Annotated in this window: 11 protein-coding genes; 6 read left to right on the top strand and 5 right to left on the bottom strand. The window is 64.0% G+C overall.

Going from position 1 to position 11,656, the window contains the following annotated elements; genetic code table 11:
* Positions 1-101: 101 nt before the first annotated feature.
* From iolE to iolB, 3 genes are all read left to right on the top strand, one after another.
* On the top strand, positions 102-986 hold the full coding sequence (iolE, locus tag JN280_RS14650) for a myo-inosose-2 dehydratase (protein ID WP_202313105.1): 885 nt from the start codon (positions 102-104) through the stop codon (positions 984-986).
* 19 nt (positions 987-1,005) lie between these two features.
* Positions 1,006-1,194 (top strand): DUF3329 domain-containing protein, encoded by a 189-nt coding sequence (locus tag JN280_RS14645; protein WP_202314775.1) that lies wholly within the window; start codon positions 1,006-1,008, stop codon positions 1,192-1,194.
* Positions 1,195-1,321: 127 nt separating this feature from the next.
* Positions 1,322-2,119: a 5-deoxy-glucuronate isomerase gene (gene iolB, locus JN280_RS14640; RefSeq protein ID WP_202313104.1), complete on the top strand. Its 798-nt coding sequence runs from the start codon at positions 1,322-1,324 to the stop codon at positions 2,117-2,119.
* 636 nt (positions 2,120-2,755) lie between these two features.
* Here iolB and JN280_RS14635 read toward each other — a convergent pair.
* The 3 genes from JN280_RS14635 to JN280_RS14625 form a co-directional block, all read right to left on the bottom strand.
* Positions 2,756-3,550 (bottom strand): SDR family oxidoreductase, encoded by a 795-nt coding sequence (locus tag JN280_RS14635; RefSeq protein WP_202313103.1) that lies wholly within the window; start codon positions 3,548-3,550, stop codon positions 2,756-2,758.
* 27 nt (positions 3,551-3,577) lie between these two features.
* Positions 3,578-4,567 (bottom strand): inositol 2-dehydrogenase, encoded by a 990-nt coding sequence (gene iolG / locus JN280_RS14630; protein ID WP_202313102.1) that lies wholly within the window; start codon positions 4,565-4,567, stop codon positions 3,578-3,580.
* Positions 4,568-4,721: 154 nt separating this feature from the next.
* A complete protein-coding gene (locus tag JN280_RS14625) occupies positions 4,722-5,171 on the bottom strand; it encodes a hypothetical protein (protein WP_202313101.1) in 450 nt (149 codons plus the stop codon).
* Between the two features lie 269 nt (positions 5,172-5,440).
* Between JN280_RS14625 and JN280_RS14620 the strand changes: the two genes are divergently transcribed.
* The 3 genes from JN280_RS14620 to JN280_RS14610 all read left to right on the top strand — a co-directional run bounded on the left by JN280_RS14620 (position 5,441) and on the right by JN280_RS14610 (position 9,498).
* A complete protein-coding gene (locus tag JN280_RS14620; RefSeq protein WP_202313100.1) occupies positions 5,441-6,829 on the top strand; it encodes a pyridoxal-phosphate dependent enzyme in 1,389 nt (462 codons plus the stop codon).
* Positions 6,826-8,001 (top strand): cystathionine gamma-synthase, encoded by a 1,176-nt coding sequence (locus JN280_RS14615; protein ID WP_202313099.1) that lies wholly within the window; start codon positions 6,826-6,828, stop codon positions 7,999-8,001. Before JN280_RS14620 ends, JN280_RS14615 begins: the two co-directional genes overlap by 4 nt.
* Before the next feature lie 138 nt (positions 8,002-8,139).
* On the top strand, positions 8,140-9,498 hold the full coding sequence (locus JN280_RS14610; protein WP_202313098.1) for a phosphomannomutase: 1,359 nt from the start codon (positions 8,140-8,142) through the stop codon (positions 9,496-9,498).
* 134 nt (positions 9,499-9,632) lie between these two features.
* Here JN280_RS14610 and JN280_RS14605 read toward each other — a convergent pair whose 3' ends face one another.
* Positions 9,633-10,319: a D-lyxose/D-mannose family sugar isomerase gene (locus JN280_RS14605; protein WP_202313096.1), complete on the bottom strand. Its 687-nt coding sequence runs from the start codon at positions 10,317-10,319 to the stop codon at positions 9,633-9,635.
* Positions 10,320-10,472: 153 nt separating this feature from the next.
* Complete coding sequence (locus JN280_RS14600; protein WP_202313095.1) at positions 10,473-11,402, bottom strand: flagellin N-terminal helical domain-containing protein; 930 nt, start codon at positions 11,400-11,402, stop codon at positions 10,473-10,475.
* Between the last annotated feature and the right edge of the window lie 254 nt (positions 11,403-11,656).

Raw genomic sequence — 11,656 nt, 5'->3', positions numbered from 1 at the left:
CGTGGGCGAAGCCACGCAAGCCAGCTTAGGTCGCTGCTTTCGTTTGGCCGGCGCCGGAAGTCGGCGAAGCGAGCGCGACCATATTCTTGGAGAGGGACGGAATGATCCGCATCGGGGCGAACCCAATCGGCTGGTCGAACGACGACATGCCTGAGATCGGTGGCGACATATCGCTCGAAACATGCCTCAAGGAGGCCAAGGCGGCAGGGTTCGTCGGCATGGAGCTCGGCAACAAGTTTCCGCGCGAGGCCAAGGCCCTGCGGCCGATCCTCGATAGTTTCGGCCACGCCCTGGTCGGTGGCTGGTATTCCACGGAGCTGCTGACGCGTAATGTGGCCACCGAACTCAAGGCGGCGAAGGCGCATGCAACCCTGCTGAAGGAGATGGGCTCGACGGTCTTCATCGCGGCAGAGACCTCGAACGCCATCCACTCCAACCGCAAGCTGCCGCTTTCGGCGCGGCCGGTGTTGCCGAAGAAAGCCTGGAAGCAGTTCGGCGAGCGCTATACGAAATTCGCCCAGGCGATCAGGGAGACCTACGGGCTGCAGCTCGTCTACCATCATCACATGGGCACCGCCGTTCAATCGGAAGCCGACATCGACCGTTTCATGGAAGTCACGGCCGATCCGGTGCATCTGCTGCTCGATACGGGCCATGCGACCTGGGGCGGCGCCGACCCGGCGCGGCTTGCCCGCCACTACAGGGCGCGCATCTCCCACGTACACTGCAAGGACATACGCGAAGCGGTGATGTGGCAATCGAACCGCGAGGACTGGTCGTTCCTCGATTCCGTCCTTGCAGGCGTCTACACCGTTCCGGGGGACGGCATGATCGATTATGTTCGCGTGCTCAGGGAACTGAAAGGCTATTCGGGCTGGGTGGTCGTCGAGGCGGAGCAGGATCCGAAGAAGGCGACGCCGTCGAAATACGCCAAGCTCGGCCACAAGAACCTTTCGCGTTTCCTTGCCGAGGCAGGATTGACGTGAGCGAGGCAGGACATTCGTGATCAAGGACAACGAGCATCCGTTCTTCAGGCCGCTGTGGCGACGCATCGCCGTCGTCATCGTCTGCGCGGCCTGGGCCGTGCTCGAATTCGCAACCTCTACGCCGTTGTGGGGCATGATCGCCCTCGCCTTCACGGCCTATGCGGTATGGACCTTCCTGATCAACTATAAGGGTCCGGCCGGGAACTGATTTGCCGACGGTCGATTTCCTCGACCGTTGGAGCGCGGAACGGCGTGACCCACGCCATTCGGCGCGAAAGCCGAGCGGCCCGAATGGGCCGCAACGGCGATCGAGGCCTGATACGAGGAGTGAGCCCATGTCGCGACTGCTGGTGAAGCCGAAGAAAGGTAGTGGGCTGGTGAGCCATGTCACGCCCGAAAGCGCGGGCTGGACCTATGTCGGCTTCGACCTCCACAAGATGAAGCCGGGCGAGAGCGCTTCTGCATCGACCGGCGCGCGCGAGGTCTGCCTGGTGTTCGTCTCCGGCAAGGGCAAGGTCTCGGCGGGAGGCGAGGATTTCGATACGCTCGGCGGCCGATCGTCGCCTTTCGAAGGCAAGCCCTGGTCGGTCTACGTGCCGCAAGGGTCAGACTGGAAGGTAACGGCCGAGACCGATGTCGAACTCGCCGTCTGCTCGGCGCCGGGGCTTGGCGGCGGCCTGCCCGCGCGTGTGATCGCTCCCGACAGCCTCGGCCAGGAGACCCGCGGCAAAGGCACCAACACGCGTTACGTCACCAACATCCTGCCGGAAGGCGAGCCGGCCGATTCGCTGCTGGTGGTCGAGGTGATCACGCCGGGCGGGCATACGTCGAGCTATCCGCCGCACAAGCACGACCGGGACAATCTGCCCGAGGAGTCGCTGCTGGAGGAAACCTATTATCACCGGCTGAACCCGCCGCAGGGCTTTGCCTTCCAGCGCGTCTACACCGACGACCGCTCGCTCGACGAGACCATGGCGGTGGAGGACGGCGACGTCGTGCTGGTGCCCAGGGGCTACCACCCCTGCGCCGCCTGCCATGGCTACGACCTCTATTACCTCAACGTGATGGCCGGACCGAAGCGGACCTGGAAGTTCCACAACGCCAGGGAACATGAGTGGCTGATGAAGGCGTGAGGCCGCTGGTGCCGGCGACCACATAGGCTTCGTGATTGCCGCCTCCGGATGAACGTGGCCGCCGATGCGGTGCTCTTCCTCCACTCAATCTGGCTGCCGTAATGTCACGGCATGGATCCCCGGGTCACCTTCGGCTTCGCTGCGCTCGCCTGCGGGCCCGGGGATGACGATGGCGCGGAGGCCGAAGCGAGTCGTCGATGCCGTCGCCGACATCAGCGATTGCCGGCCGCCACCGTTGACGATTAACGGCGAGAACACCTCCCTTCGTCATTCTCGGGCAGGAGGCGAGCGCAGCGAAGCCGACGCGACCCGAGAATCCATGCCGTGACGGTGATGCCGGGAGCTACGGCGCAGGATGAGGGATCGGTGCGGCATTTGCCCCAAGATGGCGACTTGGCAATTGGCACCATATCGTCTTCGTGATGCGTGAACGCCGAGATGGTTTTCTTCCACCGAAGCGGCCGGTCGCGACGTCTCGGCATAGATCCCCGGGTCGCCTCCGGCTTCGCTCGGCTCGCCTTCGGGCCCGGGGATGACGACGGTATGAGCGGTGGATGCCAATCGCCGAGGTCATCGCGCCGACATATGCAAAGAAAAATTCTGGTATCGAAAACAATCGCTATTCGCGACGGCCCACTATTCCCCGAACGCGCCCGCGACGTTCTGGTCGTAGTCGACCAGCGAGCCGGTCATGACGCCGGACTGGGGGCTGAGCATATAGGTGATGAGCGCGGCAAGCTCATGCGTCTTGACCAGTTGTCCCATCGGCTGGGCGGCTTCGGCCTTTTCCAGCCAGTCCGGCCCCGCGCCGTGGAACTTGGCCTGCACCACCGCCTCGCCCGGCGTGTCCATCCAGCCCGGCAGCACCGCATTGCAGCGGATCCGGTTGCCGCGATAGGCATTGGCGACATTCTTGGTGAGCACGGCGAGCGCGCCCTTGCTCGACGAATAGGCGGTCAGGAAGGACTGGCCGGCGTGGGCGGACATCGACAGGACGTTGACGATGGCGCCCGGCTTTTTCTCGGCCAGCAGGTGGCGGACCAAGCCCTGCATCATGAAGAAGGGCCCGCGCACATTGGTGGCGAACAGGCTGTCGAAGAGCTCCGGCGTCGTATCCACCAGCGAACCGCGCGCGGAAGACGCCGCCGCGTTGACGAGGCCGTTGAGTGAACCGAAGCGCTCGAGCCCGGCCTCCATCACCCTGGCGCAGTCGTCCGGCTTCGACACGTCGGCGCTGACGAAGATCACTTCGGCGCCGAGCTTCTCGATGACAGACACCGCTTCGGCGCCCTTCTCTTTCGAGCGGCCGACAAGGACAAGCGCCCTGCAGCCCTCCGCGACGAGCTGCCGGGCGACGGCCAGGCCGATACCTTGCGCGCCCCCCGTCACGATCGCCTTCGTGCCCGCGTTGCGTTCCATCATGCCGGTCATGGCCGAAACTCCAAAATAGCTATGGATCTAAAGGCGGATCGTCTTGCCGTCCTTTACCGAGCGCAAAGCGGCATCGGCCAGCGCCAAGGCGAGCAACCCGTCGCGTCCGCTCGGCATGGCCTTGGCGCCCTGGTTCATCGCCGCGATGAAGGACGCGATCTCGTTGGCATAGGCGTCGATATAGCGGGTCATGAAGAAGTCGTGCAGCGGCGGACGTGTATAGCCCCCCGCATTGGCCACCTCGATCGACACCGGCCGCTGGTTCTCCGCGGCCACCATTCCTTTGGAGCCGTGCACCTCGATGCGCTGGTCGTAGCCATAGGTGGCCCGGCGCGAATTGGAGATCACGCACTGCTTGCCCGATGCGGTCTGCAGAAGCACGCTGACGCTGTCGTAATCGCCGAGCTCGCCGATCTTCTTGTCGACGAGCACGGAGGCCTGCGCCGTCACCGCCACCGGCTCCTCGCCGAGCAGGAAACGCGCCATATCGAAGTCGTGGATGGTCATGTCGCGGAAGATGCCGCCGGAGCGGGTGATATAGTCGTGCGGCGGCGGCCCTGGGTCGCGCGAAGTGATGCTGACCATCTCGACATCGCCGATGGCGCCGTCGTCAATGGCCTTGCGCACCGCCGCGAAATGCGGGTCGAAGCGACGGTTGAAGCCCACCATGAGCGTCGCGCCGGCCTTTTCCACCACGGCAAGACAGCGCTCGACGCGCTTCAGATCGAGGTCGATCGGCTTCTCGCAGAAGACTGCCTTGCCGGCCCTGGCGAAACGTTCGATCAGGTCGGCATGGGTATCGGTCGGGGTGCAGATGATCACGGCGTCGATGTCTGGCGCCTTCTCGATCGCCTCGATCGATCTCACATCGGCGCCATAGGCCGAAGCGAGCTCCTTTGCCGGGGCTTCGAAGGCATCGGCGACCGCGACCAGCTTCGCATCGCGGTCCGCGGCGACGGCCCTTGCATGCACCTTGCCGATGCGACCAGCACCCAGCAGGCCAAAACGAACTGTCATGAAAACTTCCTCCCGAAGACCGTGACCGACCGGCAGCATTCATCCAGGGGCGTCGGCTCGATTGGAGCAGACGCCGCCCAAAGACGAAATATTTGAACCAGATATTACACGTGATGAAATAGATATTCCATCTTGGTTCTTCGATCAAGCCGGCTCAGGGAAGTTTGTGATGGCTTCCACCCTTGTCGAGAACGAACCCATTCGCCTCGCACCAGTCACTCAGGGCCTGTTCTTCGGCTTCAGCTTCGAAGGCATGCCAGGCATCGAGTTTGCCGCGCTGGACCAGCCAGTTCTTGAAGCGGGAAAAACCTCCCTTCCGGCTGAACATGTCGGAAACGGCGTCGGCATCCTCCGGCGCTTCATGCCAGGCGAAAGCCCGGGCGACACGGCTCCCCAAACCGAGTTCTCGCTTGGAAGGAACAGCAACATAGTCCTCGGATTCCGCCATGTCCTCAGTCACCTCGGAAAGGTCGGGATCGTCGGAGGGAATATGGACCTCGCCGGTCCGACGATCGACATAGGCTTCGTCCATAATGAGATAGCTGTCGGCGATCTCGAGCGCCAGGCACAGCGCCTCGAAGTCGACTTTGACCTTTTCAGTCATTCCCGTGTTCCTTGAGCAAACGAGAGCAGACCTCTATCGCGCCGGCAGAGAGAAAGCCACCGCAAGATCGCGCACTCGATGGCTCGAGCGGTACGTCCAAGAATAGTGTTCACAAAACAGGCCATCTTCAGGAATGACTTTTCTCCGACCTGGGCTATTTTTCACTGCATGCAGCCCATCATTCCCGCTTGCGTTGCGATAAACAGTGGCATGTCCCCGATGGGAGGTGCCGGCGCATGGAAGCGAACATCGGAACGGGAGGTAAAGTCATGAGCCGCCTGCGCGGACCTTATGGATCGGTACTGGAGTTGATCGGCGAAACGCCTGTCGTCGAGCTCACACGCTTCGACACCGGTCGCTGCCGCCTCTTCGTCAAGCTGGAGAGCCAGAATCCGGGTGGCTCGATCAAGGACCGCATCGCGCTTTCCATGATCGCCGACGCCGAGCGCTACGGCCGGCTGGCGCCGGGTGGAACGATCGTCGAGGCGACGGCGGGCAATACCGGTCTCGGCCTCGCCCAGGTCGGCATTCCCAAGGGCTATCGCATCATCCTGGTCGTTCCGGACAAGATGTCCCGCGAGAAGATCCAGCATCTGAGGGCGCTCGGCGCCGAGGTGCGCCTGACGCGCTCGGACGTCGGCAAGGGTCATCCGGAATATTATCAGGACATGGCCGAGAAGATCGCGGCCGACATTCCCGGCGCATTCTACGTCAACCAGTTCGCCAACCCGGCCAACCCGCTGGCGCACGAAACCACCACCGGCCCCGAAATCTGGAAGCAACTCGGCGAGGATGTCGACGCCGTCGTCGTCGGCGTCGGTTCGGGCGGCACGCTGACCGGCCTCGGCCGCTTCTTCGCGAAGGTTTCGCCGAAGACCGAGATGGTGCTCGCCGATCCGGTCGGTTCGGTGCTCGCCCCCTATCTCAAGACGGGCAAGCTGGAGGAGGCAGGAAGCTGGACGGTCGAGGGCATCGGCGAAGACTTCATCCCCCCCAATGCCGACCTGTCCCTGGTGAAGAAGGCCTATTCCATTCCCGACAAGCAGAGCATGCTCGCCGCCCGCGACCTGCTCGCCAAGGAAGGGATTTTGGCGGGCTCGTCTTCCGGCACTCTGCTCGCCGCCGCCTTGCGCTACTGCCGCGAGCAGACGGTCGCCAAGCGTGTGGTGACCCTGGTCTGCGACAGCGGCAACAAATATCTCTCGAAGGTCTTCGACGATTTCTGGCTGGCCGAGCAGGGTCTCGCCGAGCGCGAGCAGCATGGCGACCTTTCCGATCTCGTTGCCCGCTCGCATCGCGAGGGCGGCACGGTCTTCGTTGGCCCCGCAGACACGCTGCTGACTGCCTATGGCCGCATGCGGCGCGCCGACGTCTCGCAGCTGCCGGTGCTCGAGGACGGCAAGCTTGTCGGCATCATCGACGAGAGCGACATCTTGTCGGTCGTGGAGGGCCCGTATGACGGCCGCTGGGACCGCTTCAACCAGCCGGTCCGCTCCGCCATGACCGCCGAACTCCACACGCTTCAGGCCCGCCAGACGCTCGACGCGCTGCTGCCGGTGTTCGAGCGCAACGAGGTCGCCATCGTCTTCGACGGCGACGAGTTCGTCGGCCTCATCACCCGCATCGACCTGATCAACCATCTGAGACGCAACCGATGAACGACCAGCCCGTGCAGCGCAATCGCCTCGCCTTCTCGACCCGCACTATCCATGGCGGCCAGAGCCACGACCCGACGACGGGGGCGGTGATGGTGCCGATCTATGCGACCTCCACCTACGGCCAGCAGAGCCCGGGCGTGCACAAGGGCTTCGAATATGCCAGGAGCCAGAACCCGACACGCTTCGCCTTCGAGCGGGCCGTCGCCGACCTCGAAAGCGGCACGGCCGCCTTCGCTTTCGCCTCGGGGCTCGCCGCGATCGGCACGGTTTTCGAGCTCTTCGACAGCGGCACCCATGTGGTGGCGACCGACGACATCTACGGCGGCACCTTCCGGCTGCTCGAAAGGGTGCGCAAGCGCTCGGCGAACCTGCAGGCGAGCTTCGTCGACTTCACCGACCTCGAGGCGGTCGAGGCGGCGATCCGCCCGGAGACGAAGCTGCTCTGGGTCGAGACGCCGACCAACCCGCTGCTGCGCGTCGTCGATCTCGAGGGCGTCGCCGCACTGGCGCGGCGCAAGGGCCTGATCTCGGTCGCCGACAACACCTTCTGCAGCCCCTATCTGCAACGCCCGCTGGAGCTCGGCATCGACATCGTCGTGCACTCGACCACGAAATATCTGAACGGACATTCCGACATGGTGGGCGGGGTCGCCGTCGTCGGCGAGGACAAGGACATCGCCGACCGGCTGAAATTCCTGCAGAACGCGGTCGGCGCGATCTCGGGGCCGTTCGACAGCTTCCTGGCTTTGCGCGGCATCAAGACGCTGGCGCTCCGCATGGAGCGCCATTCGGCCAACGGCCTGAAGATCGCCCGGTGGCTCGAAGGGCGCCGCGACGTCCGACGCGTCGTCTATCCAGGGCTCCCCAGCCATCCCCAGCACGCGATCGCAGCACGCCAGATGCATGCCTTCGGCGGCATGATCTCCGTCGAACTCGACCGCGACCTCGCCGGTACGAGGCGCTTCCTGGAGCGCACCCGGCTCTTCACCCTGGCCGAGAGCCTCGGCGGGGTCGAAAGCCTGATCGAGCATCCTGCCCTGATGACCCATGGCAGCATCCCGGCCGAGAAGCGCGACGCGATCGGCATCTCCGATTCGCTGGTGCGCCTCTCGGCCGGCATCGAGGATGCCGACGACCTGATCGCGGATCTCGACCAGGCCCTGGCGGGATAAAGGCTCGAACGCCCCTGCCCGCTCCGGAACCGGGGATCGAAGGTGACGGCATGCGGGCCCTCCCCGCGACACACCGCTATGCGGGAGAGCAGGTTCTTGTTAGGAGTGCGCCGTCCGACAGACGCGACGGGAAACCGGATGAAGCCTCCTTTCAAAGCCTATGACCTGCGCGGCCGTATCCCGGCCGAGATCAACGTGCCCTTCGCCTATCGATTCGCACAGGCTGCGGCCCGTTCGCTCGACCCGAAAAAGATCGTCGTCGGCCACGACATGCGGCGCGACAGCCCGGCATTGGCAGAAGCGCTGACTCAAGGCTTCCTCGACAGCGGCGTCGGCGTCCTGCCGGTCGGCTTGTGCGGCACGGAGGAAGTTTATTTTCATACCGCGGACACCGGCGCCGACGCCGGGCTGATGGTGACCGCGAGCCACAATCCGGCGGACTATAACGGCATCAAGATGGTGCTGAAGGGCGCGACCGCGGCCACGCGGGGCAACGCCTTCGCCGCGATCGAGGCCTTGGTGTTTTCGGGCTCCGAACTGCCCGCAGTCGGCTCCTATGCGGCGCGCGGCCGGCTCGAGGGCACGCTCGACCGTTCCCGCTATGTCGACCGGCTGCTGCAGCAGGTTGCCGGCAAGGCGCTGAAGCCGATGAAGATCGTCTGCCACGCCGGCAATGGCTGCGCCGGCCCGGTCATCGACCTCCTCGAACGGCATCTGCCCTTCGAATTCATCAAGATCGACCATCAGCCGGATGCGAGCCTGCCCAACGGCATTCCCAACCCGCTGCTTCCGGAGAAGCGCGCCAGGGCCGCGCAGGCGGTGGTCGACAGCGGCGCCGATCTCGGCATCGCCTGGGACGGCGATTTCGACCGCTGCTTCCTCTATGATCATCGCGGCGCATTCGTCGAAGGTTACTATCTGGTCGGCATGATCGCCGAGACGATGCTGCGCGAGCGCCCCGGCGGCACGGTCGTCTACGATCCCCGGCTCACCTGGAACACGATCGCGCTCGTGGAGCGCGCCGGCGGCGTGGCGAAACCCTGTCCGACGGGCCATGCCTTCTTCAAGGCCAGGATGCGCGCCGAGGACGCCATCTATGGCGGCGAGATGAGCGCGCACCACTATTTCCGCGATTTCAGCTACTGCGATTCCGGCATGCTGGCCTGGCTGGAGGTCGTGGCCGAACTATCCGCTTCCGGCGCGCAGCTCGCCGAGGTCATGGAAGAGCGCATCGCCGCCTTTCCCTGCTCCGGCGAGATCAATTTCACGGTGGCCGACGCCAAAGCGAGCCAGCAGAAGGTCGCCGAAGCCTATCAGCGCTTCAACCCTCATGTGGACACGCTCGACGGGCTCGGCATGGAATTCGACGACTGGCGCTTCAACCTGCGCGCCTCGAACACCGAGCCGTTGCTGAGGCTGAATGTCGAGACCCGCGCCGACCCGACGCTGCTGGCTCGCAAGGTGGACGAATTGAAGAAGCTGATCGCAAGCGGGTAGGAGCGAATAGCGAATAGCGAATAGCGAATAGCGAATAGCGAATAGCGAATAGCGAAAGAAGTCCGCGGAATTTGGCGGCACGCAACCCCTCTTTTTCCCTATTCGCTATTCGCTATTCGCTACTCGCTCGTTCCCTATTCGCTCTTCACCCATCTGTCATAGTCCGACACCAGCAGATGCAGCGGCGGCTCATCCTCCTCGATGCTGGAAAAGCGGCCGATCGGCTCGGCGAAGATGTTGTCGGTAAGGTCGTCGTTGACGGTCGAGACTTCGCCGATCAGCACGTCCCCACCCTCGCCCCAGAAAGCGTGCCAGACCCCCGGCAGCAGCGTCACGCTTTCGCCTGGATCGAGACTGAGCCGCGCGCCGGCCGGCATGGTCCGGATCACGCCGTCGGTGGGAACGCTCACCTCGGCCTTGTCGTCGATGCCGCCGTCCGACTGCGACATGAAGAGTTCGAGCACCAGCTTGCCGCCGCCGCGGTTGATGATGTCCTCCGCCTTCACGATATGGCGGTGCATCGGCGACAGCTGGTCCTTGCGGGAGATCATGATCTTTTCGGCGTAGAGCATGCCGGTGCCGCGCGCCAGATCGGCGGCGCGGCCGTTGCGCACGGTGAAGAGGAAGAGGCCGAGTTCGTCGAATTTCTCCAGCCCGTAGTCGGTGATATCCCATCCCAGACGGGCATCGACGATGCCGGCCGGCCGCCGATCCTTCAGGTCCTGCGGCGACCAATAGGCGAAGGGCGGCATGATGTAGCCGAAGGACCGGATGAAGGCGTCGCCTTCCCGGATGATCTCGTTGACGCGCGACCGCTTCATGATGTCCTCCGCGTGCTGCAGGGACAAGGCCTCGCACATTTTCAGTTCGCACGGAAGGTCGCAGCCGAATGATCGGCGATGGGCTATGCCCGGATCCCAACGTGCGACGCTCCGGCGGTTGCGTGGCGCCGGGGAGTCGGGTTTTCAGCGCGATCAGTTCTGGAACAGCGAGAGGATGCCCTGGACGCTGGCATTGGCGATCGACAGGCCCTGGATGCCGAGTTGCTGCTGCACCTGGAGCGCCTGGAGGCGGGTCGATTCCTCGTTCATGTCGGCATCGACGAGGGCGCCGACGCCGCGCTCGATGGCGTCCATCAGATTGTCGACGAACTCGACCTGCAGGCCGATGCGCTTCTTGGCGGCGCCGAGATCGCTGGCCGAATTGGTCATCGCCTGCAGGGCGGCGTCGACCGTACGGATCATCTCATCGAGATCGGCGAGATCGTTGGCGGAGCTCGACAGCGTCGAGATATTGAGCGTCGACACCGAATAGACCACGCCGCCATTGGTGGTGGTGCTGGTCGTGTCGAGAATGCCCGTCTGGCCGTTGGCATCGAACAGCTTGGAGGAGTCGACGTCGATGGTGATGGTGCCGATCGACACGGTGCCGTCGGAAGCGCGCGCGAAGGACGCGACGATGCTCTTGGTGGTGCTGTAGTCGGGGCTGGCCGAATCGACCGACAGCCAGTTCTCGCCGGAGAACGATGCCGATGCGCCGATATTGATGAGTTGCTGCTGCAACTGACTGATTTCGGCCTGCACCTTGGCACGGTCGACGCCGGGTTCGCGCGCCGCGACCAGCTTCGACTTGATCTCGTCGACCACGTCGATGGCGCTGTTGGTGGCGGTGTAGGCGATATCGATTTTCGAGGCGCCGAGGCCGAGCGCATCCTGGACCGTCAGCAGCGCCTTGTTGTCGGAGCGCATCGTGGTGGCGATCGACCAGTAGGCGGCATTGTCGCTTGCGCCGGCCACGCGGTAACCGGTCGAGATCCGCGCCTGCGCCTGCTCCAGGGCCTTGTTGGTGGTCTGGAGACTTCTCAGCGCCGTCATCGCGGACGCATTGGTCAAGATGCTCGTCATGGAACCCGCCCTTAATCCTGATTGTCCGCCCGCCGGAACAGCCCGGCCGCCGGAGCAGCTTCAGGCCTGTCGAAGCGTGGAGAAGGCCTGTGCTGCTGTTAACTTCTATGAACAAACATCCTTAACAAATGGCTAATCGAAATCGGTTGTTAACCATGTTCGCAAAGAAATCGCCCGGCCGTCACGCTCCTGCGAAGGGGCGGCCAAAACCTCCGGTTGATGCCGAAACAGGCGGAAACACGCAGCCAGGCGCC

Source organism: Mesorhizobium sp. L-8-10, assembly GCF_016756635.1.
GTDB lineage: Bacteria > Pseudomonadota > Alphaproteobacteria > Rhizobiales > Rhizobiaceae.
This window is presented reverse-complemented; position numbering and strand designations above follow the sequence as displayed.

What these genes read in the sequence shown, in the direction of transcription:
- iolE (WP_202313105.1), top strand. Translation starts at nt 102, where the DNA reads ATGATCCGCATCGGGGCGAACCCAATCGGCTGGTCGAACGACGACATG.
- iolB (WP_202313104.1), top strand. Translation starts at nt 1,322, where the DNA reads ATGTCGCGACTGCTGGTGAAGCCGAAGAAAGGTAGTGGGCTGGTGAGC.
- JN280_RS14635 (WP_202313103.1), bottom strand. Translation starts at nt 3,550, where the DNA reads ATGACCGGCATGATGGAACGCAACGCGGGCACGAAGGCGATCGTGACG.
- iolG (WP_202313102.1), bottom strand. Translation starts at nt 4,567, where the DNA reads ATGACAGTTCGTTTTGGCCTGCTGGGTGCTGGTCGCATCGGCAAGGTG.
- JN280_RS14625 (WP_202313101.1), bottom strand. Translation starts at nt 5,171, where the DNA reads ATGACTGAAAAGGTCAAAGTCGACTTCGAGGCGCTGTGCCTGGCGCTC.
- JN280_RS14620 (WP_202313100.1), top strand. Translation starts at nt 5,441, where the DNA reads ATGAGCCGCCTGCGCGGACCTTATGGATCGGTACTGGAGTTGATCGGC.
- JN280_RS14615 (WP_202313099.1), top strand. Translation starts at nt 6,826, where the DNA reads ATGAACGACCAGCCCGTGCAGCGCAATCGCCTCGCCTTCTCGACCCGC.
- JN280_RS14610 (WP_202313098.1), top strand. Translation starts at nt 8,140, where the DNA reads ATGAAGCCTCCTTTCAAAGCCTATGACCTGCGCGGCCGTATCCCGGCC.
- JN280_RS14605 (WP_202313096.1), bottom strand. Translation starts at nt 10,319, where the DNA reads ATGAAGCGGTCGCGCGTCAACGAGATCATCCGGGAAGGCGACGCCTTC.
- JN280_RS14600 (WP_202313095.1), bottom strand. Translation starts at nt 11,402, where the DNA reads ATGACGAGCATCTTGACCAATGCGTCCGCGATGACGGCGCTGAGAAGT.